The 24,049-nt window shown below is 31.3% G+C and carries 25 protein-coding genes; 15 read left to right on the forward strand and 10 right to left on the reverse strand.

Annotation, left to right across the window (positions count from 1 at the left end; genetic code table 11):
• The first annotated feature begins 244 nt into the window (after positions 1 to 244).
• A complete protein-coding gene (locus ACEWL1_RS10195; protein ID WP_409233202.1) occupies positions 245 to 826 on the forward strand; it encodes a cysteine dioxygenase in 582 nt (193 codons plus the stop codon).
• The gene (locus ACEWL1_RS10200) at positions 814 to 2,205 is read left to right on the forward strand and encodes a pyridoxal phosphate-dependent decarboxylase family protein (RefSeq protein ID WP_409233203.1); all 1,392 of its coding nucleotides are present in this window, start codon (positions 814 to 816) and stop codon (positions 2,203 to 2,205) included. The genes ACEWL1_RS10195 and ACEWL1_RS10200 overlap by 13 nt, the downstream gene beginning before the upstream one ends.
• 4 nt (positions 2,206 to 2,209) lie before the next feature.
• On the opposite strand, the gene coaD is transcribed toward ACEWL1_RS10200, so the two are convergent.
• Both coaD and ACEWL1_RS10210 read right to left on the reverse strand, forming a co-directional pair.
• The gene (coaD, locus tag ACEWL1_RS10205; protein WP_409233204.1) at positions 2,210 to 2,692 is read right to left on the reverse strand and encodes a pantetheine-phosphate adenylyltransferase; all 483 of its coding nucleotides are present in this window, start codon (positions 2,690 to 2,692) and stop codon (positions 2,210 to 2,212) included.
• 92 nt (positions 2,693 to 2,784) lie between these two features.
• Positions 2,785 to 3,759, reverse strand: a complete 975-nt coding sequence (locus tag ACEWL1_RS10210) for a D-alanine--D-alanine ligase (protein WP_409233205.1) — start codon at positions 3,757 to 3,759, stop codon at positions 2,785 to 2,787.
• 96 nt (positions 3,760 to 3,855) lie between these two features.
• Here ACEWL1_RS10210 and ACEWL1_RS10215 point away from each other — a divergent pair, with 96 nt between their 5' ends.
• Together ACEWL1_RS10215 and ACEWL1_RS10220 are read left to right on the forward strand one after the other, a co-directional pair.
• Positions 3,856 to 4,407 (forward strand): PASTA domain-containing protein, encoded by a 552-nt coding sequence (locus ACEWL1_RS10215; protein ID WP_409233206.1) that lies wholly within the window; start codon positions 3,856 to 3,858, stop codon positions 4,405 to 4,407.
• 95 nt (positions 4,408 to 4,502) lie between these two features.
• On the forward strand, positions 4,503 to 5,534 hold the full coding sequence (locus tag ACEWL1_RS10220; protein ID WP_409233207.1) for an RluA family pseudouridine synthase: 1,032 nt from the start codon (positions 4,503 to 4,505) through the stop codon (positions 5,532 to 5,534).
• Positions 5,535 to 5,697: 163 nt separating this feature from the next.
• On the opposite strand, the gene ACEWL1_RS10225 is transcribed toward ACEWL1_RS10220, so the two are convergent.
• From ACEWL1_RS10225 to ACEWL1_RS10235, 3 genes are all read right to left on the reverse strand, one after another.
• Positions 5,698 to 6,189 carry a hypothetical protein gene (locus ACEWL1_RS10225; protein WP_409233208.1) on the reverse strand — a complete coding sequence of 164 codons (492 nt, stop codon included), beginning with the start codon at positions 6,187 to 6,189 and terminating at the stop codon, positions 5,698 to 5,700.
• 104 nt (positions 6,190 to 6,293) lie between these two features.
• Positions 6,294 to 6,665, reverse strand: a complete 372-nt coding sequence (locus ACEWL1_RS10230) for a hypothetical protein (protein ID WP_409233209.1) — start codon at positions 6,663 to 6,665, stop codon at positions 6,294 to 6,296.
• Positions 6,666 to 6,687: 22 nt separating this feature from the next.
• A complete protein-coding gene (locus tag ACEWL1_RS10235; protein ID WP_409233210.1) occupies positions 6,688 to 8,157 on the reverse strand; it encodes a potassium/proton antiporter in 1,470 nt (489 codons plus the stop codon).
• A gap of 175 nt (positions 8,158 to 8,332) precedes the next feature.
• Between ACEWL1_RS10235 and yaaA the strand changes: the two genes are divergently transcribed.
• On the forward strand, positions 8,333 to 9,091 hold the full coding sequence (gene yaaA / locus ACEWL1_RS10240) for a peroxide stress protein YaaA (RefSeq protein ID WP_409233211.1): 759 nt from the start codon (positions 8,333 to 8,335) through the stop codon (positions 9,089 to 9,091).
• A gap of 88 nt (positions 9,092 to 9,179) precedes the next feature.
• Here the strand turns inward: yaaA and ACEWL1_RS10245 are convergent, their stop codons facing one another.
• The gene (locus ACEWL1_RS10245) at positions 9,180 to 10,604 is read right to left on the reverse strand and encodes an L-serine ammonia-lyase (protein WP_409233212.1); all 1,425 of its coding nucleotides are present in this window, start codon (positions 10,602 to 10,604) and stop codon (positions 9,180 to 9,182) included.
• A 221-nt stretch (positions 10,605 to 10,825) separates the two neighbouring features.
• Here ACEWL1_RS10245 and dnaK point away from each other — a divergent pair, with 221 nt between their 5' ends.
• From dnaK to ACEWL1_RS10290, 9 genes are all read left to right on the forward strand, one after another.
• Positions 10,826 to 12,727, forward strand: a complete 1,902-nt coding sequence (gene dnaK / locus ACEWL1_RS10250) for a molecular chaperone DnaK (RefSeq protein WP_409233213.1) — start codon at positions 10,826 to 10,828, stop codon at positions 12,725 to 12,727.
• 242 nt (positions 12,728 to 12,969) lie between these two features.
• Positions 12,970 to 13,494 carry a hypothetical protein gene (locus tag ACEWL1_RS10255; protein WP_409233214.1) on the forward strand — a complete coding sequence of 175 codons (525 nt, stop codon included), beginning with the start codon at positions 12,970 to 12,972 and terminating at the stop codon, positions 13,492 to 13,494.
• Between the two features lie 108 nt (positions 13,495 to 13,602).
• Positions 13,603 to 14,895: an NAD(P)/FAD-dependent oxidoreductase gene (locus ACEWL1_RS10260; protein WP_409233215.1), complete on the forward strand. Its 1,293-nt coding sequence runs from the start codon at positions 13,603 to 13,605 to the stop codon at positions 14,893 to 14,895.
• Between the two features lie 6 nt (positions 14,896 to 14,901).
• Positions 14,902 to 15,210 carry a hypothetical protein gene (locus ACEWL1_RS10265; protein ID WP_409233216.1) on the forward strand — a complete coding sequence of 103 codons (309 nt, stop codon included), beginning with the start codon at positions 14,902 to 14,904 and terminating at the stop codon, positions 15,208 to 15,210.
• The gene (locus ACEWL1_RS10270) at positions 15,207 to 15,572 is read left to right on the forward strand and encodes a hypothetical protein (protein ID WP_409233217.1); all 366 of its coding nucleotides are present in this window, start codon (positions 15,207 to 15,209) and stop codon (positions 15,570 to 15,572) included. Before ACEWL1_RS10265 ends, ACEWL1_RS10270 begins: the two co-directional genes overlap by 4 nt.
• Before the next feature lie 2 nt (positions 15,573 to 15,574).
• Complete coding sequence (locus tag ACEWL1_RS10275) at positions 15,575 to 16,495, forward strand: AraC family transcriptional regulator (protein ID WP_409233218.1); 921 nt, start codon at positions 15,575 to 15,577, stop codon at positions 16,493 to 16,495.
• Between the two features lie 127 nt (positions 16,496 to 16,622).
• A complete protein-coding gene (locus tag ACEWL1_RS10280) occupies positions 16,623 to 18,779 on the forward strand; it encodes a TonB-dependent receptor (protein WP_409233219.1) in 2,157 nt (718 codons plus the stop codon).
• 101 nt (positions 18,780 to 18,880) lie between these two features.
• The gene (locus tag ACEWL1_RS10285) at positions 18,881 to 19,312 is read left to right on the forward strand and encodes a DUF2141 domain-containing protein (RefSeq protein ID WP_409233220.1); all 432 of its coding nucleotides are present in this window, start codon (positions 18,881 to 18,883) and stop codon (positions 19,310 to 19,312) included.
• Positions 19,313 to 19,424: 112 nt separating this feature from the next.
• On the forward strand, positions 19,425 to 20,048 hold the full coding sequence (locus tag ACEWL1_RS10290; RefSeq protein ID WP_409233221.1) for a hypothetical protein: 624 nt from the start codon (positions 19,425 to 19,427) through the stop codon (positions 20,046 to 20,048).
• A 122-nt stretch (positions 20,049 to 20,170) separates the two neighbouring features.
• Here the strand turns inward: ACEWL1_RS10290 and ACEWL1_RS10295 are convergent, their stop codons facing one another.
• The 3 genes from ACEWL1_RS10295 to ACEWL1_RS10305 all read right to left on the reverse strand — a co-directional run bounded on the left by ACEWL1_RS10295 (position 20,171) and on the right by ACEWL1_RS10305 (position 22,180).
• Positions 20,171 to 20,734: a PDDEXK family nuclease gene (locus ACEWL1_RS10295; protein ID WP_409233222.1), complete on the reverse strand. Its 564-nt coding sequence runs from the start codon at positions 20,732 to 20,734 to the stop codon at positions 20,171 to 20,173.
• Positions 20,735 to 20,737: 3 nt separating this feature from the next.
• Positions 20,738 to 21,082: a type II toxin-antitoxin system HigB family toxin gene (locus ACEWL1_RS10300; protein ID WP_409233223.1), complete on the reverse strand. Its 345-nt coding sequence runs from the start codon at positions 21,080 to 21,082 to the stop codon at positions 20,738 to 20,740.
• A gap of 147 nt (positions 21,083 to 21,229) precedes the next feature.
• The gene (locus ACEWL1_RS10305; RefSeq protein WP_409233224.1) at positions 21,230 to 22,180 is read right to left on the reverse strand and encodes an XdhC family protein; all 951 of its coding nucleotides are present in this window, start codon (positions 22,178 to 22,180) and stop codon (positions 21,230 to 21,232) included.
• A 93-nt stretch (positions 22,181 to 22,273) separates the two neighbouring features.
• On the opposite strand from ACEWL1_RS10305, the gene ACEWL1_RS10310 reads away from it, so the two are divergent.
• On the forward strand, positions 22,274 to 22,831 hold the full coding sequence (locus tag ACEWL1_RS10310) for a 5-formyltetrahydrofolate cyclo-ligase (RefSeq protein ID WP_409233225.1): 558 nt from the start codon (positions 22,274 to 22,276) through the stop codon (positions 22,829 to 22,831).
• Between the two features lie 182 nt (positions 22,832 to 23,013).
• On the opposite strand, the gene ACEWL1_RS10315 is transcribed toward ACEWL1_RS10310, so the two are convergent.
• Positions 23,014 to 23,895: a TIGR01777 family oxidoreductase gene (locus ACEWL1_RS10315; protein ID WP_409233226.1), complete on the reverse strand. Its 882-nt coding sequence runs from the start codon at positions 23,893 to 23,895 to the stop codon at positions 23,014 to 23,016.
• Positions 23,896 to 24,049: the final 154 nt, after the last annotated feature.

The raw sequence follows: 24,049 nt of genomic DNA on the forward strand, positions 1-24,049 counted from the left end.
GTGTTTACTAAGTTACTACTTTTTTAAAAAAAGGATAGAATTTAATAGAATTTAACTTTTTAATAAATTGAGCATAGTGCATGTTTTTGTTGATTGATTTTTTAGTTTTTTCATGATTTCAATAAAAATTAAAAAGGATTTTTTCTGAATTACTCGTTTAAAAGTTTCAAAAAAGGTATCTTAGCAAGAATGCTAAAAACAGGGGTTTTTCCTTTGATTTAATACAAAAAACACCCAAAACTCATTGGAATCTACAAAAAACACACAAAATTCACTGCAAACCTTTTCGGAACTTATTCAAGTTTTAGATGAAGAAGAGAGGACAAATTACACAGCTATTTTAAAATCGATGAAGCTACCCATTGCAGAATTTGAAAAACATGCAAATTGGTCTAAAACTTGTTATACTCGAAACTGTATTGTTGAAAATGAACACTTTGAACTGATATTAATTTGTTGGGAAAAAGAACAAATTACTGCAATTCACGATCATGGAGGAGAAGAATGTTGGGTGTATTTTGTTGAAGGAGAATTTAAAGAAAATGTGTATAAAGAAAGTGAAAATGGCGAGTTACATATCATTAAAACTACAAAGACAAAAGCAGGTGATGTTTCTTATATGATTGATTTTATGGGGTTTCATAACTTAGAAAACACATCAAACAAAAGAAGCATGTCGTTGCATTTATATGCAAAACCAATTAAGAATTGCAATGTCTACGATTCAAAAAAAAATAAATTTGTTCGTAAGGAGTTGTGTTATGATAACGTCGAAGAAGTAGTGCAAACAAAAACCCAAAAAGAAGAAAATATATGTCTGAATTAAGTAATGATTTAATCCTTTTTAATGAACTAGTTGAAGTTTTATTAAACGAAGAAAAAAATCATCCGGTTGCAAAACGCATTGATTCAACTGTTTTATATGACACTATAGATTTGTCGCTTCAAAAAAATGCGTTGGTAGACGATGCGTTTAAGAAAGTATTGAAAGATGTACTTGTTGCTACACCAAAAACGGCAACAAATTTGTTTTTCAATCAATTATTTGGCGGAAGACAAAGCAAAGCAATTTTAGGAGATTTATTGGCTGTTTTGTTAAACAACAGTATGTATACGTACAAAGTTGCTGGTCCGCAAGTTGGAATTGAACAAGAAATTATAAGACAATCGTGTGATTTGATTGGTTATGGATCACAGAGCAACGGAACCATTCCTACTGGAGGATCGATGAGTAACTATATGGCGTTGATGATGGCAAGAGACGCAAAAGATCCAGATTGTAAAGAAAACGGAATGTCAAAACCATTAGTTGTGTATACTTCTAAAGAATCTCACTATTCTAATGCAAAAAACGCAAGTTTTGCAGGCATAGGAAAAGGCAATATTCGATATATAGAAGCTGATGAAAAAGGACGAATGAGTCCGGCTAAATTAGAAGCACAAATACAACTTGATATTAAAAATGGACACATTCCTACTTTTGTTAATGCAACTGCAGGAACAACTGTTTTAGGAGCTTTTGATCCGATAGATAAAATTGCAGAAATTACTAAAAAATACGCTATTTGGTTGCATGTAGACGGCGCATATTGTGGTTCTGTTATCTTTAGTGATACAAAAAGACATTTGTTAAAAGGAATAGAAAAATCGGATTCTTTTAGTTATAACGCACATAAAATGATTGGAACACCTTTGACCTGTTCCGTTATTTTAGTGAAAGATAAAAAGCATCTTCACAATTCTTTTAGCAATGATGCAGATTATTTATATCAAACAGATGGAGATGATTTTAACTTAGGAAAAACTTCTTTTCAGTGTGGACGAAGAAATGACGCGTTGAAATTTTGGACATTGTGGAAATCTATTGGAACAAATGGAATAGAAAAAATTGTAGATCAGCAATTTTATTTGGCAGATATTGCTAGAAATTATGTTGCAAATCACCCAGATTACACGGTGTATAGTTTTGAGGATTCAGTTTCAATTTGCTTTAATTATAAAGATATTGATCCAAAAACATTGTGTACGTTATTGTATGAGCATCAAATTACCGTTGTTGGATTTGGAGATTTCAAAGAAGATACTTTTATAAGATTGGTTACTATAAACGCAACAAATACCAAAGAAGATATTTTAAATTTCTTTAAAGTATTGGAGAGTTTTGTTGAAGAAAATCAGCAGGTTTTAGAAGAAGCTGTTTACTAGAAATTTATTTTTTATTTAAATAACCTGATACAGATTTAGGTAATAAAATAGAAGCGTCTCCACCATTTTTAAGAATATCTCTAACAATTGTAGAACTGATAAAAGAAGTTTCTGCGCTCGTTAATAAAAACACACTCTCGATATTTGACAACTTTCCATTGGTTTGTGCAATGGCTTTTTCAAATTCAAAATCAGTTGGATTTCGTAAACCACGTAAAATAAAGTTTGCGTTGATAGATGTACAGTAATCAACTGTTAAACCAGTATAGGTTTCTACGGTAATTTTATCTTCTGTAGAAAAAGCATCCTCAATAAATTTTTTACGCTCTTCAAGTGAGAACATGTATTTTTTTTCGGAATTGATTCCGATGGCGATGACAATTTCATCAAACAAAGAAATTCCTCTTTTGATAATATCTATATGTCCTAACGTTATTGGATCAAAAGATCCAGGAAAAATTGCTTTTTTATTTAATTTTTGAGTCATGATGTTTTGCTACTAAACCTACACTTTCTTTCCAAAGATATCACTTTTTAAAGTTATATCTTTTCATTTTCTTGTTTCAAAAAGTCTTGTCTCTATACAAAACAAGATTCTATCGCATTGCCAAATAAGTCTGGCAAGCTAATATTGGCTTCTTTAGCTTGTTGAGGTAATAAACTTTCGTTAGTTAAACCAGGAACCGTGTTCATTTCTAAAAAATGTGGTTCGCCATCAACTAAAATATATTCTGAGCGAGAAAATCCGCTCATATTTAAAACTTGATATACTTTTTGGGCAACTTTCCTTATTTTTTTTGCAACACCTTCTGGTAAATCGGCTGGAGTTATTTCTTGAGATTTGCCTTCGTATTTTGCTTGGTAATCAAAGAAATCGTTTTCTGTTTTAATTTCAGTTATTGGCAATACTTTAATTTCTCCTTTGTACTGAATTACACCAACGGAAACTTCGCGCCCGTCTAAAAAACTCTCTATTAAAATTTCAGCATCTTCTTTGTATGCTTTTTCGATTCCTACAATAATTTCTTCAGCCGAATACGCTTTTGAAATTCCGAAACTAGAACCTGCGTTGTTGGGTTTTATAAAACAGGGTAAACCAACTTTTGCAATGATTTTATCTGTATGTATAACATCGCCTCTATTTAGGTAAACTGAAGCGGCAACAGGAATTCCGTAGTGTTTTACAACGCTTAAACAATCTCTTTTATTAAAGGTTAAAGCCATTTGATAAAAAGGAGCAGACGTGTGTTTTATTCCGATTAATTGAAAATAAGCAAGCAGTTCTCCGTTTTCTCCAGGCGCGCCATGAATGGCGTTAAAAACACAATCAAAAGTGATTTTTGCTCCGCCATAAGTAAAAGAAAAATCATTTTTATCAATTGGATATTCAGCATCATTATCATCAACAACAACCCATTTTTCTTTTAAAATATGAACTTTAAACGGATTGTATTTTTCCCGATCCAAGTTTTTGTATACAACTCCACCACTTTTTAATGAAATGTTTACTTCGGAAGAGTAACCTCCCATGATAATGGCAATATTTTTTTTCACTTGTAAAAATTAAAAATGTATTAACAAATTTATCAAAATATAAATAGAAAGACTAACGTTTGGTTTTATATCTTTGTTGTTCTTAAAAAATTGATCATGAGTATTTTTAAATTTATGAAGAGTACCATTTTTTTTAAACAAATTGCATTTGTAGTGGTTGCATCTTTATTGTTGGTTTTTGTATTAAAATGGTGGCTTGGTTTTACAACCAATCACGATCAAAAAATTGAAGTTCCAGATTTAAGTAAAATGGAATTATCAGAAGTTTCTAAAAAATTAGAAGCATTAGATTTAACTTTTATCGTATTAGATTCTACAAGATACAATCCAGAATACCCAAATAAATCAGTCATAGAGCAAAATCCTGAAGCTGGAGATTTTGTAAAAGAAAAAAGAAAGATTTATTTAACGGTAAATCCTTCTAAATACAACGATGTTGTAATACCAGATTTAAACGGAAGAACAAAAAGGCAAGCAAGAACACATTTGCTTTCTATTGGATTTAGAATGGGAGAATATTCTTATGTAAGAGATATTGGTAAAGATGTTGTTAGAGGAATGAAACACAAAGGAAGAAGATTAAAACCTGGTGAAAAACTACAAAAAAACTCGGTAATTGATTTGATTTTGGGTGACGGGAAACAGTAGGTTCAGTTATCAATTATCAATTATCAATTATCAATTTGCAGTTGTTAACTAAAATAAGTGAAGAATTTCACTAAAAATAATACAGCACAACTTTTATGCAAGAAGAAAATACAGATTTAGAAAACGACGAATTATACGAACATTTTAGATTTACCGCTAGCGAAGGTCAAGAACCTTTAAGGGTGGATAAATATTTAATGAATTTCGTAGAGAATGCAACGCGTAATAAAGTGCAACAAGCTGCAAAAGCAGGAAATGTTTTAGTAAATGATGTTGTCGTAAAATCGAATTACAAAGTAAAACCACATGATGTTGTTCGTGTGGTGTTAGCACATCCGCCAGCAGAAAACTTATTGGTTGCAGAAAACATTCCGTTAGATATTATTTATGAAGATGATACTGTAATTGTTGTGAATAAACCCCCAGGAATGGTGGTGCATCCAGGACACGGAAATTATTCGGGTACGTTGGTTAACGGATTGATTCATCACATAGAAAATTTACCAACCAATTCTAACGAACGCCCAGGTTTGGTACATAGAATTGATAAAGATACAAGCGGATTATTAGTAGTTGCAAAAACCGAATTTGCCATGGCGCATTTGTCAAAACAGTTTTTTGACCGAACTACAGAACGTTTGTATTATGCGTTGGTTTGGGGAAATGTTGAAGAAGATGAAGGAACCATTGAAGGGAATATCGGACGTAGTTTTAAAAACCGTTTGCAAATGGATGTTTTTCCTGAAGGAGATTTTGGAAAACACGCCGTTACACATTATAAAGTGTTAGAACGGTTAACCTATGTAACGTTGGTGCAATGTAAATTAGAAACCGGAAGAACACATCAAATTAGAGCGCATTTTAAACATATCGGACATACGTTATTTAATGATGAACGTTATGGTGGAGATGATATTTTAAAAGGAACCACCTTTACCAAATACAAGCAATTTGTACAGAACTGTTTTAAAACATTGCCAAGACAAGCATTACATGCAAAAACACTCGGGTTTACACATCCAACCACAGGTGAATTTATGCGTTTTAATTCTGAGGTTCCGCAAGATATTGCAGATTGTTTAGAAAAATGGAGGACCTATACCATTAATTCTAAAGACGAAATTTAGAGGTTTCGCTAACTTAAATGATGTGGCAAGTTTTAATTCGTTATATCAAACGTTAACGAAGTTATCTAAAAAAGAGTTTAGAAACAAGTTAAATTAAGAATCTCAATTACATATTGTTATATAAAACAAAACCCTACAATTCTAATTGTAGGGTTTTGTAGTTTTATGCTTTTGTTACTAGTAGTTCATTGATTCTGTTTTCCCATTTTTTAATAGAAGCTAATTCGCCACTAAGCATCATATTAATATCTGTATTGTAAAATTCTAATTTTACTTCGGGTTTGTTTTTAACTATCGGAATAAAAGCTAAAGACAAGGTTTCAATTTCTTTAAAACTGTGATCTTTTGTCTTTAAATTTATATACTGAGTGTTGATGTAACATTTTTTATATAAAGAAAGTTCAATAGTATTTTCTTCTGGTTGTTCTTTGAGTTCTTTATTAAAAAACACAACCTTTTTATTACTATCTATTCCAATAAGATAATTTCCACAAAACTCATGTGTATCAATTTTGCATTGAAGTTTATTTGCTTCATAATTAATTGTTTTTAATCTATTATTTTTCTTCCTTTTTCGTTGTTGATTTAAAATTATAAATGGTGCAGTACAAATAAGCACTAAAACAACACCAACCAAGATGCTTCCTGAATTCATTAGTTTAATTTTATTAAATGTATATATAGTTAAGTAGGCGAATAAGAATTTATAGCGCCTTAAAGATGATGTGAATAGCTAAGTTTTGCTATTTTTTACATCAATTACCAATGGTAATGAAAAGGAAAAATTAAGTCAGATTTTCTTTGTTGAAAAAGAAAATTTTTAGCTGTATTAGTGTATTGATAAAACTGAAACTGAATAAACTGTTCTAGTGATTTGTTTGTTGCAAAAGGCTTAGCAGTTTGTTCTTCAGAAGTAGGAGTATAAAGATTTCCACCAGATTGATTTATCGTTACTTCAGATACTTGAATTGCGTAAGAAAAAACAGAAACAACAGAAGAAGGTTTTTCTTTAGAAAAAGAAGAAACCTCGTTGTGTTTAATATTGGTTGCATTTGTGTGTGTAATCCCTTTTGAAAAAGAGTAACATATAATTAGCAAAGCTAATCCCCAAAAGTGCAAATATTTTTTCATGCTGTAAAAGTAAATAACAAAATTAAATAGCAGTTTTATTTAAGCAAAAATTAACACTGTCAATTCCTTCTTGACTTTCAGAAAGGACAACAAGTGTGTCATTTGCTTCAATAACTGTTGAGCCGTTTGGAGTTAAAAATTTATCATTTCTTTTAATCATTGCAATAATAGCGTTTCTCGGAAATTTTAATTCTATAATCTTCTTGTTAGCGGCATAACAAGTTGGAGATATTTCAAATTCTTTCATCGTAGTTTTTGGTGAGTCAGAAATAAATTTATCTAAATCGGTAAGAATTTTTTTCTTATCTGGCGATGCAACATTTAGCCATTTTGCAACAATAGATAACGTTGTTCCTTGAATTAATACAGAAGTCACAGAAATAAAAAAGACAATGTTAAAAATATTATTAGCTTGTTCAATTCCCGCTAAAAGCGGATACGTTGCAAACACAATTGGAACCGCACCACGTAAACCAACCCAAGAAATATAAAAACGCCTACGAAGTTTCATTTTAAAGAATAGTAAACTGATAAACACGGCAACAGGCCGCGCAATGATAATTAAAAACAAAGAGATTAATAATCCAATTCCCATAAACGGAAAGACTTGCGTAGGAAAAACAAGTAATCCTAAAGTAAGAAACAATACAATTTCCATCAACCAAGCCAAACCATCATACATTTTTAAAATGGTTTTCTTGTGAATCAAATCTTGATTTCCTAAATAAACAGCACAAATATAAATGGCAAGAAATCCATTTCCACCTACAAAATCTGTAGCGGAAAAAGTAATAAACATTAAAGCAATTGCTAAAACAGGATATAAACCTTCAAAGCCAAGTTTTATTTTATTAATAATAAGCTCACTTAATTTACCAAAACCAAAACCTGCAATGGCGCCAAAAATCATTTGTTGAAAAAACAATGGAATCACAGAAAGTAACCCTTGATCTTGATTTACAACCAAGCTTAAAAAAGCAATTGTTAACACATAAGCCATCGGATCATTACTTCCGCTTTCTAATTCTAAAGTAGGTCTTAAGTTTTTTCTTAAAGCCAAATTTTTAGATCTAAGAATCGAAAAAACGGCGGCTGCATCTGTGGAAGATACAATAGAGCCTAACAACATGCTTTCGTAAATTGTAAAATCGGTAACATGCCAAACAAAGATACCAACCGAAACAGCCGTAAGTAAAACGCCAAGAGTCGATAAAGCAAGCCCTTCCTTTAATATTGGTTTTACACTAGACCATTGTGTGTTTAATCCTCCAGAAAATAAAATAAAATTCAGCGAAACAATACCAATAAACTGCGCAACTTTTGGGTCATTAAAACGAATGCCGATAATTCCGTCAGAACCTGCCAGCATTCCAATTGTTAAGAAAAGAATTAATGTTGGAACGCCAAATTTATACGATGTCTTACCAACGACAATACTTAAAAAAAGCAAAAGAGAGCCAACTAATAAAATGTTTTCAATGGTTAAGTTCATGAAAGTTTTTGTATTTCTATGTAAAGGTAAATGGAATTTGAGATTTTTTAATTTTAAAGATAGTTTTTTTTGAAAAACAATCAATTAATCTTATTCTAAAATAAAGATAAAAGTTTTTAAAATTTTGATAATTCTTTTTTTGAATTGTATTTTTACTTCATCAATAAGAAAATATATGAAAATCATTATATCTCCAGCAAAGTCATTAGATTTTGAAAGTAAAGTCCCAACGAGTTTGCATTCTCAACCACAATTTTTAGATGATTCTATAAAATTAAATAAGAAATTAAAAACCTTATCTAGAAAAAAACTGTCTGATTTTATGGGGATTTCGGATGATCTAGCTGCACTAAACTATGAACGCAATCAAAATTGGAGTTTGCCATTTACACCAGATAATTCTAAACAAGCCATTTTTGCATTTACAGGAGAAGTTTTTAGAGGAATTGATGTACACACTTTAGATTCTGATAAAATTCCGTTGTTGCAAGATCGTTTGCGCATTCTTTCTGGATTGTATGGTTTGCTGAAGCCATTAGATTTGATACAAGCATATCGACTAGAAATGGGAAAAAAGTTAAAAGTTGGACGGACAGAAAACTTGTACCAATTTTGGGGAGATAAAATTGCCGAAGCTTTAAATGAAGAATTAACAGATGGTGATTTGTTCATTAATTTAGCAAGTTCAGAATATTTTAAATCAGTGAATCAAAAAGTTTTAAAAGTGCCCATGATTACGCCAGTTTTCAAAGATTTTAGAAATGGTCAATACAAAACGATTATGACGTTTGCTAAGAAAGCCCGAGGACTAATGGTGCGCTATATTATCGACAACAATGTAACAACTATTGATGCTTTAAAAGGATTTCATATTGATGGTTATGGATTTGATGAAAATAGGTCTACCGAAACAGAATTGGTTTTTACACGATAAACGAATCAATTAACAATTAAACAATTATCAATATTCATTTTGTAAATTTGATAACTGATAACTGATAACTGATAACTGATAACTGAATCTAGCAATCGGCTAAACGAACCGTAATTGCCAAACCACCTTCAGAAGTTTCTTTATAATTTCTGTTCATGTCTTTTGCTGTTTCCCACATCGTGTCAATTACTTTATCTAACGGAACTTTAGTTTCTTTTGGGTCAGTATCCAAAGCTAATTCTGCGGCATTAATTGCTTTAATTGCTCCCATTGCGTTGCGTTCTATGCACGGAATTTGAACCAAACCGCCAATCGGATCGCAAGTTAAACCTAAGTGATGTTCCATTGCTATTTCAGCAGCAACTAAACATTGTGCAGGTGTTCCACCTAAAACTTCAGTTAGTGCAGCTGCAGCCATTGAAGAAGAAACTCCAATTTCTGCTTGACAACCACCCATCGCAGCTGAAATAGTTGCATTCTTTTTAAAGATACTTCCAATTTCTCCAGCTGTTAATAAGAATTTTCTAATGTCATTAAAATCTGCTTCATGGTTTTCAATTACCAAATAATACATTAAAACAGCCGGAATTACACCAGCACTTCCGTTGGTTGGTGCTGTAACAACTCTTCCTAAAGAAGCATTTACTTCATTTACAGACAACGCAAAACAACTTACCCATTTTAAGATTTCTCTAAATTTTACTTCAGTACTTCTAATGGCAGTAATCCATTCTTTCGGGTTTGTATAAGAACTATCTTTAATCAGTTTATCATGCATGCTTAGAGCTCTACGTTTTACGTTTAATCCGCCAGGTAAAATCCCGTCTGTATGACAACCAATGTACATGCATTCTAACATCGTGTCCCAAATTCTACGCAATTCAAAATCAATTTCATCAGCAGACTTTAGTTCCAGTTCATTTAGAAAAACAATATCAGAAATTAATTTATTCTCTGTTTCGCAATAAGCTTCTAGTTGTGCCGCTCTGTTTATTGGAAAAGGAAAATTCTTTTTAGAAATTTCTATTTCGTCTTCTAAATTGTCATTTTCTTGTACAATAAATCCGCCACCAATAGAATAGTAGGTTTCTTTAGAAAGCACTTTATTATCATGAAACGCGGTAAAGGTCATTCCGTTAGAGTGAAACGGTAAAAAATCTCTATTAAAAGTGATGGTGTTTTCGGTATAAGGAACATCGTCTAAAGCGTTCAGTTTTAAAATGCCAGTTTCTTTTATGTTTGATATAATACTATCTATAGAGTCAATCGGGATGTATTCTGGATCTGTTCCGCTTAAACCTAATAAAACAGCCAAATCTGTTGCATGCCCTTTTCCTGTTAAAGAAAGAGAACCATATAAATCTACTTTAATATGTGTAACAACATCGGTAATAATTTCTAGATTTAATTTTTTTATCCAAAGTTGAGCGGCACGCCAAGGTCCAAGAGTATGAGAACTTGATGGTCCAACTCCAATCTTTAACATATCAAAAACACTAATAAATTGCGACATACTTAAATTTTTGGCTAATGTATAAAATTTGTCGATTTGAAAAATTTTATTTCTTTTATTTTACGATGTTCAAAAACACGAATTTATGTCAACCTGTCATATTTTTTAAAATGTGATTCCTAGAAACTGACAATTTATTATTTAAAAAGAGATGGCATACAAATTGACTATTAGAGAATTGTAAAATTGAAATAACAATATTAATTATATAAATAACAATTATGAGTAAAATTATAGGAATTGACTTAGGAACAACAAATTCATGTGTTTCCGTAATGGAAGGAAATGAGCCAGTTGTAATTCCTAACGCAGAAGGAAAAAGAACAACACCATCTATTATTGGGTTTGTTGAAGGTGGAGAACGTAAAGTTGGTGATCCAGCAAAAAGACAAGCGGTAACCAATCCTACAAAAACAGTGTATTCTATCAAACGTTTTATGGGGAATAAATTTTCTGAGTCTAAAAAAGAAGTAGAAAGAGTTCCTTATAAAGTGGTAAAAGGAGACAACGATACACCAAGAGTAGATATTGATGGTCGTTTATATACGCCACAAGAAATTTCTGCAATGATCTTGCAAAAAATGAAAAAAACTGCTGAAGATTATTTAGGACAAGATGTTACTGAAGCGGTAATTACAGTGCCAGCATATTTTAATGATGCACAAAGACAAGCTACAAAAGAAGCTGGAGAAATTGCAGGTTTACAAGTTCGTAGAATTATCAACGAGCCAACTGCAGCTGCTTTAGCGTATGGGATGGATAAAAAAGGAACTGATCAAAAAATCGTTGTATTTGATTTTGGTGGAGGAACACATGATGTTTCTATTCTAGAATTAGGAGACGGAGTTTTTGAAGTATTGTCTACTGATGGAGATACACATTTAGGAGGTGATGATGTTGATCAAAAAATTATTAACTGGTTAGCAGAAGAATTTAAAGCGGAAGAAAACATGGATTTAAGAGAAGATCCAATGGCTTTACAACGTTTAAAAGAAGCTGCTGAAAAGGCGAAAATAGAATTGTCTAGTTCTGCTTCTACAGAAATTAACTTACCATATGTTACTGCAACTGCTAGTGGACCAAAACACTTAGTAAGAAGTTTAACAAAAGCGAAGTTTGAGCAATTAATTGACGATTTAGTAAAAAGAACAATTGCTCCATGTGAATCAGCATTAAAAGCGGCAGGTTTATCTAAAAGTGATATTGATGAAGTAATTTTAGTTGGAGGTTCTACAAGAATTCCTGCTGTACAAGAAGCAGTTGAGAAATTCTTTGGAAAAACACCAAGTAAAGGAGTAAACCCTGATGAAGTTGTTGCTTTAGGAGCTGCAATTCAAGGTGGAGTTTTATCTGGAGATGTAAAAGATGTATTGTTATTAGACGTTACACCTTTATCATTAGGAATCGAAACAATGGGGAATGTATTTACAAAGTTAATCGATGCAAATACAACAATTCCAACAAAGAAATCGCAAGTGTTTTCTACAGCAGTAGACAATCAACCTTCAGTAGAAATTCATGTTTTACAAGGAGAAAGAGCAATGGCTGCAGATAATAACACTATTGGACGTTTTCATTTAGATGGGTTGCCACCAGCACAAAGAGGAATTCCTCAAATTGAAGTAACTTTTGATATTGATGCAAACGGAATTATCAAAGTTTCTGCGCTAGATAAAGGAACTAATAAATCTCACGAGATTAGAATCGAAGCTTCGTCTGGATTGTCAGAAGAAGAAATCGAAAAAATGAAGCAAGAAGCAGAAGCAAATGCTGATGCAGATAAAGCAGCTAAAGAAACTGCAGAGAAAATCAATGGAGCAGACGGTATGATTTTTCAAACTGAAAAGCAATTGAAAGAATTTGGAGAAAAATTATCTGACGATAAAAAAGCACCAATTGAAGCTGCATTGGTTGAGTTAAAAGCTGCACACGAATCTAAAGATATTGCACAAATTGATGCTGCAATGTCAACCATAAACGAAGCTTGGAAAGCTGCTTCAGAAGAAATGTATAAGGCAGAGCAAGAAGCGCAAGCAGGAGCTGGAGCACCAGAAGGTCAACCAGAAGCAAACGATGCTCAAGCAGACAATGTTGAAGACGTTGATTTCGAGGAAGTGAAGTAAGTGAAATAGTATTTTGTTTTCAAAATACGTAATTGAACTTATCCCGCTGAAAAGCGGGATCTCAAAACAGATATTTCTGAATAAGAAATAGACCTTTTGGAATAAGATTCAGAAATATAAAACAAAACGCAATCATTAATTTGATTGCGTTTTTTATTTTTGTCATTGCGAGGAACGAGGCATTCTTTCTGTGATAAAACTGATTTCTTCATTACATTCGCAATACGTTTTAATTACAGATTTTGAAAAGCTACAATCCAACCAATTTTTTTAAACATACTTTTTGTGAATTTACAAAAGTGATTGACTTTGAGTTTCCAGAAAACACACATTATAAAAGCAAATCAAATAGCTTCTATTTTTATACGGATGAAGGAGTTTACAGAAAATCAAATCACTGGGGACGCGTTGCAAATTGCAGATGGCGATTACTTTCTGATGAGAAAATTAAAAGTAAAAATGATTATATTGGGTTTGCAAAATGGACAGATTTTTACGCATTAAACGAAGCAGAAAAACAGTTCTATATTGCAGTTGATTTTAAAAACAAGCAGGTCAATTTTCATCATAAAGCAAATAAAGAAGATGTTTTTTTGTTTTTTGCAGTAACTGCTCAGAAAAAAGTCTCACAAATTAGAAAGTTGTTTGTAGATAAAAAATGGGCAAACTATTTTGAAGAGGATCTTGAAGTGCTTCAAAAAAAAATAATTACGACTTTTATCAATTCTAATAAAACTTTGCAAGAAATTAAGCTAGAACATCAATAAAGATTTAACATCATATCCTATTTCTTTTGGCTTTTATTTGTTGATAATTCCGTAAATTTATACCATAAAATTTTACTGAAATTAATCGTATTTTTTACAATTCATTATATGAACATACCACAAACTAGTTTGCCAAGAGTTGTAATTGTTGGTGGAGGTTTTGCTGGATTAGCACTCGCAAAAGGATTAGAAAAAAAAGAAGTTCAAGTTGTTTTAGTTGATAAACACAATTACCACACTTTTCAACCATTATTATACCAAGTTGCAACTGGCGGATTAGAACCAGATTCTATTGCATTTCCTATCAGAAAATTATTTAACAATTTAAAATATTATCATTTTAGATTGGCAGAGGTGTTAAAAATTCATCCAGAAAAAAATGAAATAGAAACATCAATTGGCAATTTAGAGTATGACTATTTGGTTTTGGCAACAGGTTCTAAAACCAATTTTTTCGGTAATAAAAACATCGAAAAACATGCAATGGAAATGAAAAGTATTCCGCAATCTTTAAATATTAGAAGTTTAGTCTTAGAAAATTTTGAAGAAGCTTTACTCACATCAGATTTTGAAGACCGAAAAGCATTAATGAACTTTATTATTGTTGGTGGCGGACCAACGGGAGTTGAGTTGGCTGGTGCTTTAGCAGAGATGAAAAAAGGTATTTTGCCAAAAGATTATCCAGATTTAGACATTAGAGAAATGCAAATCAATGTAATTCAGGGTTCTGATCGATTGATTGATGCAATGAGTGCTAAAGCATCTGAGAAAGCAGAAGATTTTTTAGCTGATTTAGGTGTAAATATCTGGAAAAATTTGCGTGTAATCAATTATGATGGTGAGTTGGTAACAACCAACACAAATGAGGTTTTTAAAGCCGCAACTGTAATTTGGGCAGCAGGAGTTCAAGGTGAAACTATTAAGGGTTTAAAAGAAGAATGTATTGTTGAAAGAGCAAACAGAATTAAAGTTGATGCTTTTAATAAAATCAACGGATATAAAAATATTTTTGCGATTGGTGATGTTGCTGCCATGAGTTCTGAGAAAACTCCACACGGACATCCAATGATGGCGCAACCAGCTTTGCAACAAGGAAAACTATTAGCGAAAAATATTTTAGCAGCATTAAAATCAAAACCGTTACAGCCATTTGTTTATAATGACAAAGGATCAATGGCAACAATTGGTAGAAACAAAGCCGTTGTAGATTTAAAAAGATGGAAATTTCAAGGTGTTTTTGCTTGGTTTGTATGGATGTTTGTGCACTTATTTTCTTTAATAGGTTTTAGAAACAGAGCAATTGTGTTTTTAAATTGGGTGTATAATTATATTCGTTTTGATAGAGAATCAAGATTGATTATCAGACCTTTTAAAAATAAAAACAACCAATCTTTTAAATAGCAAGATTTGTCAACTATTTCACATATAAAATGTTCAAATTGCGGTGTTTTTAACACCAATAGAGAATATTGTAAAAATTGTAATTCGTTAATTTCCCATAAAAAAAAGGAAGTTGCAAGAGCAACTCAAGTTCAAAAAAAAGAAATTTATTTAGCCAAAAAAAAGCTAGAGAAATTAAATTTTGCAGATAAATTAAGAAACCATCCTTTTTTTCTTGTAAAAATAGTTGGCTGGATTTTACATTCGATTTGGTTAATGCTAAATATTATAGGAGGTTTAATTGCTTGGTTTGTAGCAATGGTTGCTGCCGGATGAAAAAAACACTTACATATTATGTTGTAATTTCTGTAATAATTGGAAGTGGAATTTACTTGTGTGAAAAAAGCGAAATTGTTTTACCAAAAATAATTCGGTTTTATGTAAACGATTTTTTAATTATTCCGATTGTTTTATATATCAGTTTATTTGTAATTCAAAGAATAAAAGGAAATACAAAACTTAAATTATCATTTAGAAATATTTTATACGTATGCGCAATGTATTCTGTAATATTTGAATATTGGTTACCAAAATTCCATCCAAGATATACATCAGATTTAGTTGATGTTTCGTTCTATTTTTTAGGCGGATTTGTGTTTTTTTATTTACAAGAAAAAGAACTTAAATTAGTTTCTTAACGATGAATACAGAATCTGTAAGAAAAGAAAACGTTGCTAGAATTAACAATGCAATTCTGTATATAGAAACACATCTTTCAGAGAAATTAATTTTGAGTGATATTGCCAAAGAAGCCTATTTTTCTCCTTTTCATTTTCATAGAATTTTTTCTTTAGTTGTAGGTGAAACAGTCAATAATTTTATTGCTCGTTTACGAATAGAAAAAGCAGCTAATTTTTTAATTCACCAAAAAGAAATATCAATTACAGAAGTTTCGGAAATCATTGGTTTTACAAGTTTATCCTCTTTCTCTAGAGCGTTTAAAAAATTCTACGGAATTAGTCCCGCAGAATTTAAAGAATTAAGTCCAGAGAAATATAGCAAGATTTGTAAAACAGAAAGCAAGAACGGACAAGTTGTTGTCTCTTTTGAACAATACATTTGCAATGTAAATAACGCATTAAATTGGATTAAAATGAACGGAAAAACAACCATACAAAACGTAGAAGAATTACAATTGGCATACATTTCTCATAAAGGTGAAATGGAAAAAGTTGGAAAAGTTTTTAACAGATTAATTCAATGGGCAGCTCCAAAAGGATTGATGAATCAAGAAAATTTACGATTGCTTACTATATATCATGATAGTCCAAAAATTACAAGTCCAGAGAATATTAGATCGAGCATAGCAATTGTGTTAAATACCGAAACTACTGTTGAAGGAGAAGTGCGTTTAAAAACAATACAACCAGGAAAGTGTATTGTTTCAAGATTTGAAATTACACCAAACGAATTTCAACAGGCTTGGGAATCTAATTTTGTTTGGATGTCAGAAAATGGGTATAAAAAAGGTGATAAAGATCCGTTTGAAATTTATTATAACAACGCTGCAGAACATCCAGAGAATAAATTTATTGTAGACATGTGCATTCCTGTTTTATAGTTGATGCATTAAACTTTACATTTAAACAATTCATCATTACTTTTTTACAATTCAGTAACTCTTTTTAGTCAGAGCTTGTTTTCTGCTACATCTTTGTGGCATCAAACAAACAAAATAATTCATAAACATGAAACGACTATTATTTTTTATCATCGCAATTTGCCAAATTTCTTTAGCAGCACAAACCACAGTTTCGGGTAAAGTAACAGATAAAAAAGGAGAACCAATTATTGGTGCAAATGTTTTTTTAGATGGCACTTATGACGGAACATCAACTAGCAAAAAAGGAGAATTTTCTTTTACAACTTCAGAAAAAGGAATTCAAACCTTAAAAATTTCGTTTATTTCATATGTATCATATTCTAAAACCGCGGATGTAAAAACATTCTCTAAATTGCTGATAAAATTAAGAGAAGATGTAAATACTTTAGATGCTGTAAATATAAATGCTGGATCTCTTGAGGCCGGAGACAACGCAAAAGTAACCGCTTTAAAACCATTAGATATTGTAACAACAGCTGGTGCAATGGGCGATTTTGTTGCGGCTTTACAAACATTGCCTGGAACCACAAATGTTTCTGAAGATGGACGCCTTTTTGTGCGTGGAGGTGATGCTGGTGAAACGCAAATTTTTGTAGACGGAATTAGAGTTTTTACGCCGTATTCTCCAACACCAAATAACATTCCAACTCGCGGACGATTATCTCCGTTTTTATTCAAAGGAATTACATTTTCTACTGGTGGATATTCTGCTGAATACGGACAAGCATTGTCGAGTGTTTTGTTGTTAAATTCTATTGATGAACCCACAGAAGAAAAAACAGATTTGTCTTTTATGACACTTGGTTTGGGTTTAGGAAACACACAAATTTGGGATCATAAATCGTTAAGTGTAAACGCATCATATATAAATTTGGCACCATATAATGCAGCTTTTCCAGACAATGAAGTTTGGCATAAATCACCAGAAGCTTTAGGCGGAGAAATGATTTATCGTCAGAAAATGAAAAATGACGGAATGTTAAAAATGTACGGAGCTTTTAGTTATTCAGATTTAGATGTAACCCAAGAAGATATCAATTTACCAAACGGATTTCGTTTTGGATTAAAAAATAGAAACGTATATTTTAATACTTCTTACAAAGGGTTTTTAAAAAATAATTGGACCTTTTTAACTGGTTTGTCATTCACAAACGATCATTCTGATATAAAGTTAGAAGCTGATGAAGTTACAAATGACGAAAATTCGGCACATTTTAAAGTGCGTTTCAAAAGAAACATAAACAATAGAGTGAAACTAAATGTTGGTGCAGAATATTTTATGACCAATTTTAAAGAAGCTTATACAAGCACAAATGTTGGGAATTATAACTACGGATTTGACAATAACATTTTTGGAACCTTTGCAGAACTAGATGTTTTTTTCTCTAAAAATGTTGCCGCAAAAATTGGATTGAGATCAGAATATTCGCAATTATTAAAAGAGCTTACACTTTCGCCAAGACTTTCATTAGCATATAAAGCGAGTGAAAATGGACAGTTTTCGTTGGCATACGGACAGTTTTATCAAAATCCAAATAGTGAATATTTAAGATTCAACAGTAATTTTAAAGCAGAAAACACATCTCATCTAATTGCCAATTATCAATATGTAAAAGAAAAGAAAATTTTAAGAGTTGAAGCGTATTATAAAAAGTACAACGACTTGGTAAAATACGATACCGATTTTACCTTGCCAACATCAAATTATTCTAATAATGGCTTTGGATATGCAAAAGGATTGGATGTTTTTTGGAGAGATAATAAAAGCTTTAAAAATACAGATTATTGGGTTTCTTATTCTTTCTTAGACACCAAAAGAGATTATAAAAATTATGCTGCTTCTGCAACGCCCAATTTTGTGGCAAAACATAATTTGTCTGTGGTTGTAAAGCACTTTATATCTGATTGGAAAAGTCAAATAGGATTTAGTTATAATTACGCTTCTGGTAGAAATTTTACAAATCCAAATATAACAGGATTTTTAAACGATCAAACAAAAAGTTACAACGCGTTAAATGCCAATTGGGCGTATTTAATTAGTCAACAAAAAATACTGTATGTATCTGTAAGTAATGTGTTGGGAACTAAAAACATCAACGGATATCAATATTCAAATCAACAAAACGCACAAGGAAAATTTGATCGTAGAGCGATAACTCCATCTGCTGATAGATTCTTCTTTGTAGGTTTCTTTTGGACGATAAGTGATAACAAAAATGACAATCAATTAAAGAATTTATAAATTGATTACAACTCAGTCATAGAAAACAACAATTCGGTTATAAATATATTTTTAGGGCTTTAAATAATTAGATATTTGAACAGAAATAAAAATCAAACATTTTGCAAAAAGTAATTTTAACGTTCGTACTTATCATCACAAGTTTTTTCTTTTCACAAGCATTTGCTCAAGAAAAAGAAGCAAACACACTTACAATAACAATCTCTGGAATGAAATCGGACAAAGGTGACGTTTTTGTAGCCTTGTACAATTCTGAAAAAGATTTTTTAAAGAAAAGTTTTAAAGGAAAAATTGTAAAAGTATCTGCTAAAAAAGCAACCGCAGTTTTTAAGAATATTGAAAACGGAATTTATGCGATTTCAGTTTTTCATGATGAAAATAACAATAAAAAACTAGACACTAAAATCTTCGGAATTCCGAAAGAACCAATAGGAATGTCTAACGGCGCAACAGGATTTATGGGACCGCCAAAATATAAAGACTCAAAGTTTAGTGTAACCAAAGACATTACAATCGCTATAAAAGTAGAATAACTATCGTTATTGCGAATGAAATGAAGCAATCTTTTAAATTAATGAGATTGCCACCAAATTAAAATTTCTCGCAATATCAGTAATCATTATAAACAAACTAAAATATTTAAAAATGAAAAAAATAACTCTAGTAGTAGCAATCATTTTTGCAGCAAACAGTTTTGCTCAAACACAATATGAAAAAGGAATGACCAAAGCATTTGAACTTTGGGGACAACAAAAAAATACGGAAGCTGTTCAGCTTTTTGAAAGAATTGCATCCGCAGAAAAAGACAATTGGTTACCACCATACTATGCAGCAACAATAATGATTATTGACGGTTTTGCTATCAAAGACGAAACAAAGTTAAAAACACATTTAGACAAAGCACAAGCGTTGTTAGACGATGCAAATACACGTTCTAAAAGCAATCCAGAAATAATGATTACACAAGCTTTATTAAACACGGTGTATGTTGCTTTTGACGGACAAAAATACGGAATGACATTATCTGGTGAGAACATACAATTATACAATGCAGCTTTAAAAATTGCACCAAACAACCCAAGAGTTGTTTTAGGAAAAGCACAATGGGATATTGGCGGAGCAGCATTTTTTGGACAATCTACCAAACCATTTTGTAAAGAAATAGAACGTTCTATAGAATTGTTTAAAACGGAAAAGCAAAAAGGAAAGTTTCATCCTTTTGGTGGCATTGAAAGAGCGCAAGAAGCTTTGAAACAATGTGGGAAATAAATAGTTTTATAATTAATTGAATTTAAAAACCTTCATCAGAAATGATGAAGGTTTTTTGTGATTTACAAACGCTTTGGTTAAACTGTTTTTTAATGTATTTTAGGTTTTTTTGATGTTAGTTTTTACACCATAGCCAAATCAAAATCCTCAGAACTTAGTTTGATTTTTTTTGTTCCAATTACCTGGATAGATTTTTTTATTTGACTTCTTCGTTTTTGTGAAATTGTTGTTGGGACTAAATCAGTTAGGTCTATTTTTAAAAGGCGGTTAATTACTATTAAATCATTTAATGTGAAAGGAGAAATTCCATTCATTAATTCAGACATATGGGTTTTGCTATTATGTCCTAAAAGAGTCATTAAATCTTGTTGAATTAGGTCGAATTTTTTTAATTGTTTCTTAATCAATTCTTTTCTACGATAAGTGAACTGACGTTCTTTTTCTGCTATTAATTCGGCTAAATCGCTTTCTTTCAATTTAACGTCATCAATTTCTGATGAAGACCAATTCTTGGCTTCATACTTTTCTATTAAATCTCTTAATTGTTTGCGCACAGGTTTGAGCTTAGAATTCTCTTTGCAAAGAATTCGTAGCTTTCTGTCAGCAATCATAGCTCTTTCAAGCTCCAACTCGTTTTTAAGCTTTCCAGCTTCCAAAACTTTTTCAATATCAAACTGTGTATTCATAATCTAGTCTATATACTCATTTACTCTAAGCCATTTTTTGATGGTGTTTTTGTTACCTTTAAACACGGAATCATATTCTTTATGAGTTCCAGCCCAAACGATAGTTGCTTCACCATCTTCATCAAATTCAATCAAAATTAATGTGCGGTGAATATTTAGGTCGAAAAAATAGAAACCGTCATTGTGGACACAATCAACATCTGGTCTGTCCTTCTTTAATTCTTCTCCATTTGCCCAATTTCCTAATTCAATTTCCTGAATCAAAATATCAATAGCTTTGACTAATTTGGTGTTTCCTTTGTTTTTGTTTTTAAGCTTCACGAGCCTTTTCTTACCAATTAGTTTCATAATAATATACACAAAGGTAATAATAAAGTTCGGATTATTTCCGAACTATTGTTAAATTAATGCTAATTTATATGATATCGAACGTTTCAATGATTTATATCAGCAGTTAGCGAAGTTATCAAAAAAAGAGATTAGAAACAAGCTAAATTACAGCGCTTTATTTTTAGTTTGTATAATTTCTGCGGCAATACTAATTGCAATTTCTTCTGGAGTTTCACTTTTAATATGAATTCCAATTGGCGCAAAAACGGCATCAAGTTCTTCTTGTTTAAAACCTTCTTTTAGTAAAACTTCCCACATGATTTTTAGTTTGGCTTTGCTTCCTAAAACACCAACATAGGCGTAGTTGTTTCGTAGCAATTGACTCAATACCAATTTATCATCTGTATATTTATTGGTCATAATTGCTACATAACTATCGTTTCCTTTTTTAATGAAATCGGCAATTTTTGTATACTCAATTACGTGTTTTTGATGCGCAAAAGTGTTTGATTCTAAGGTATTTAAATGATCTCTGTTATCAAAAACTACAACCGTAAAGTTTAAGAATCGAAACAGTTTAGAAACCGCCAAACCAACATGTCCGCCACCAACAATATACAGTGTTTCTTTAAAGCCAATATGTTCTTTAAATGTCCATTCGTTTTCAGATTCTATTTGTGTTTCGTATTTATTGGTACAAGTATTTTTTGAAAGCTGAATTCCGTTTGGAGTAAAATATAAAGTTTGTGATTCGTTATTGTAGATGCAGTTTAAAATATTTTCTACAAGTTGAATATCGGTAGTTTGTAACGGATGAAAAACCACCGTTTGTTCACCAGAACAAATCATTCCAGATTTGTCTTTTCCGTTTCCTTGGTGAATTTGTTTTTTGAAAAATATAGGTTGATTTTCTTTTTGCAACAATTCTTTTACTTCTTCTACTAAGGTAAATTCCATTACGCCACCGCCAACAGAACCAAAAATAAATCCATCATCAGCAACCAGCATTTTAAATCCTTTTCTGCCAGGCGAACTTCCAAAATTTTCGATCACCGTTAAGAGATAAACCTTTTTATCTTGTTGTAATTGTGTTAAAAGTTGTTGCCAAAAATCCATAGTTCTATTTATGTTAGCAATATACAAAAATGCACATACTACAAAATGAGTTTTTAGTGAATTTCATTTATCTTTGGATTAAAAGAATTTTACATGGAGCCAATTTTAGAAGAAAAAGATGCTTTGCGAAAAGAAATGTATAAAAAACGTGCAAGAAATAGATCTAAAGCTAAAAAAGAATATGATTTATGGATTTGTGCTGAACTAGAAAAATTGGTAAAAGAACGAAATGTAAAAGTGGTTCATGCCTATTTGCCAATGGGAACAGAAATTGATATTCGTCCATTTATACAAAGTGCATTAGTAAAAGGAATTAAAATTATTTCTCCAAAAACGTTGCCAAAACGTCAATTAGAAAATTTAGAATTACATGCTTTAGAAGCTATTGAAAAAGGTGTTTTTGGTACGTCTCATCCAGCAAATTCTAGCATTTATTCTGGAAATTATGATTTGATTATCGTGCCAGGTTTGGCTTTTGATCATCAAAATTTTAGATTGGGTTATGGCGGCGGGTATTACGATACCTTTTTAGCGCAGCATCCAACTACTTTTAAAATCGGAATTTTTTATCCGTTTCAAGAAGTAACTTCAGTTCCTAAAGAAAACCACGATGTTTGTATGGATCGAATTTTAGTAAAAGAATTAGTTTAACTCGTTGTCCATTTTAATAAAATTCTGTCAGTTCGAGTGAATTTCACGATTGAAATGAGTGAATTTTGTATCGAGAATAAGAATTTTATCATTTAAAAAGTTTTCGATACAATTTTACGTTCCTCATAATCACTCGAACTTACGTTTTAATACAATTTAGAATTATTACTTTCTCTTAAGTTTTAGAATAAATTGTTTAAAGAGCTTTCTAATTTTTTATGAGCAAACTGAAAACCTGTGTTTTCTATTTTTTTAGAAGAAACTCTACTTCCGGTTGTTAATATTATTGACAATTCACCAAAAATTAGTTTCAATAAAAAAGCAGGAACTCCAATTGGTAGAAACGGTCTTTTTGTTTTTTTAGCCAATAGTTTTGTAAACGTATAGCTGGTTTGTTCTTCTGGAGCAACAGCATTAAAAATTCCTGTTAGCTTATTGTCAATAGCAAAAACGAACATGTCTGTTAAGTCATTGATGTCAACCCAAGGGATATATTGTTTTCCGTTTGCAATTGGAGTAATAATTGGTGTTTTCATTTTTTCTAACGCTCCGCCTTTTTTACTCAATACAATTCCGAGTCTAAAAATTGTAGTTGGAACAGCAATTTTATCAAACTTTAAAACAGCATTTTCCCAAAGCTGACAAACTTCACCTAAAAAGTCGTTTGCAGAAACATCGTTTTCTGTGAAAATTTTCTTTGAAGTAATTGCGCCGTAATAACCAACAGCAGATGCAGAAATAAAACCACGAAGCGGCACTTTTAACTCTTGTACTTTATCTAATAATAGTTGTGTAGATTTTGTTCTGCTAATAATAATTTCTTCTTTTCTTTTGGATGTCCATCTTTTATCGGCAATTCCTGCGCCAGCTAAATGAATGATGTAATCAAGGTTTTCAAATGCTTTTTCATCAATAAAATTATTAGAAATATCCCAAGAAAATTCGTTTTTTTCTTTTGGAGTTCTTGTTAAAATACGAACAGTATATTTTTTGTCAGTCAATTTTTCTGCAAGTAGTTTTCCAACCATTCCAGTTCCTCCTGTAATTAAAATTGTAGCCATCATTCAAAAATAAGGATTCTTTTCATAAAAAAAATAATTATTTTTTCATCACTTAAATTGCATAAAATCAAGTATTTATAATTTATTTTTTAAATAAAATTCATTTTTATCAAAAAAAATAAAACCGTGTCTTTCATTTTCTCGTAAGTAGAGGTAA

The organism is Polaribacter gochangensis, assembly GCF_046224025.1.
Taxonomy (GTDB): domain Bacteria; phylum Bacteroidota; class Bacteroidia; order Flavobacteriales; family Flavobacteriaceae; genus Polaribacter; species Polaribacter gochangensis.

Coding starts and splice junctions, on each gene's coding strand:
- ACEWL1_RS10290 (WP_409233221.1), top strand. CDS start 19,425: ATGAAAAAAATAACTCTAGTAGTAGCAATCATTTTTGCAGCAAACAGT.
- ACEWL1_RS10295 (WP_409233222.1), bottom strand. CDS start 20,734: ATGAATACACAGTTTGATATTGAAAAAGTTTTGGAAGCTGGAAAGCTT.
- dnaK (WP_409233213.1), top strand. CDS start 10,826: ATGAGTAAAATTATAGGAATTGACTTAGGAACAACAAATTCATGTGTT.
- ACEWL1_RS10245 (WP_409233212.1), bottom strand. CDS start 10,604: ATGTCGCAATTTATTAGTGTTTTTGATATGTTAAAGATTGGAGTTGGA.
- ACEWL1_RS10315 (WP_409233226.1), bottom strand. CDS start 23,895: ATGATGGCTACAATTTTAATTACAGGAGGAACTGGAATGGTTGGAAAA.
- ACEWL1_RS10275 (WP_409233218.1), top strand. CDS start 15,575: ATGAATACAGAATCTGTAAGAAAAGAAAACGTTGCTAGAATTAACAAT.
- ACEWL1_RS10280 (WP_409233219.1), top strand. CDS start 16,623: ATGAAACGACTATTATTTTTTATCATCGCAATTTGCCAAATTTCTTTA.
- yaaA (WP_409233211.1), top strand. CDS start 8,333: ATGAAAATCATTATATCTCCAGCAAAGTCATTAGATTTTGAAAGTAAA.
- ACEWL1_RS10260 (WP_409233215.1), top strand. CDS start 13,603: ATGAACATACCACAAACTAGTTTGCCAAGAGTTGTAATTGTTGGTGGA.
- ACEWL1_RS10300 (WP_409233223.1), bottom strand. CDS start 21,082: ATGAAACTAATTGGTAAGAAAAGGCTCGTGAAGCTTAAAAACAAAAAC.
- ACEWL1_RS10310 (WP_409233225.1), top strand. CDS start 22,274: ATGGAGCCAATTTTAGAAGAAAAAGATGCTTTGCGAAAAGAAATGTAT.
- ACEWL1_RS10200 (WP_409233203.1), top strand. CDS start 814: ATGTCTGAATTAAGTAATGATTTAATCCTTTTTAATGAACTAGTTGAA.
- ACEWL1_RS10215 (WP_409233206.1), top strand. CDS start 3,856: ATGAGTATTTTTAAATTTATGAAGAGTACCATTTTTTTTAAACAAATT.
- ACEWL1_RS10270 (WP_409233217.1), top strand. CDS start 15,207: ATGAAAAAAACACTTACATATTATGTTGTAATTTCTGTAATAATTGGA.
- coaD (WP_409233204.1), bottom strand. CDS start 2,692: ATGACTCAAAAATTAAATAAAAAAGCAATTTTTCCTGGATCTTTTGAT.
- ACEWL1_RS10235 (WP_409233210.1), bottom strand. CDS start 8,157: ATGAACTTAACCATTGAAAACATTTTATTAGTTGGCTCTCTTTTGCTT.
- ACEWL1_RS10230 (WP_409233209.1), bottom strand. CDS start 6,665: ATGAAAAAATATTTGCACTTTTGGGGATTAGCTTTGCTAATTATATGT.
- ACEWL1_RS10225 (WP_409233208.1), bottom strand. CDS start 6,189: ATGAATTCAGGAAGCATCTTGGTTGGTGTTGTTTTAGTGCTTATTTGT.
- ACEWL1_RS10220 (WP_409233207.1), top strand. CDS start 4,503: ATGCAAGAAGAAAATACAGATTTAGAAAACGACGAATTATACGAACAT.
- ACEWL1_RS10305 (WP_409233224.1), bottom strand. CDS start 22,180: ATGGATTTTTGGCAACAACTTTTAACACAATTACAACAAGATAAAAAG.